We start from the raw sequence: 303 nt of genomic DNA on the forward strand, positions 1-303 counted from the left end.
GAATTTCTGGTTCAGCGCCATAGCGATTGCGCCGCCCGAGAGATCCGGCGTCTTGCGCTCTTCGAAGTCCTTCAGCGTCACGAAGACGATGCCGGCATTCGAGGAGTTGGTGAAGCCGTTGATCGACAGCCCCGGGAAGGCGATCGCATTGGCAACGCCCGGCTGCGCCAGCGCGATATCGGTCATGCGCTTGATGACGTCTTCCGTGCGGTCGAGGCTTGCAGCATCCGGCAACTGGGCGAAGCCGATCAGATACTGCTTGTCCTGAGACGGCACGAAGCCGCCGGGGACCGTGCTGAACAT

General features: G+C 61.7%; 1 protein-coding gene. It reads right to left on the bottom strand.

Annotation, left to right across the window (positions count from 1 at the left end; all coding sequences use genetic code 11):
- A partial coding sequence (locus tag EOD29_RS31140) for an efflux RND transporter permease subunit (RefSeq protein WP_164763915.1) occupies positions 1-303 on the bottom strand: 303 nt, incomplete at both ends.

The sequence above is a fragment of the Mesorhizobium sp. M1A.T.Ca.IN.004.03.1.1 genome, from assembly GCF_003997555.1.
In the GTDB taxonomy this organism is placed as follows: domain Bacteria; phylum Pseudomonadota; class Alphaproteobacteria; order Rhizobiales; family Rhizobiaceae; genus Mesorhizobium.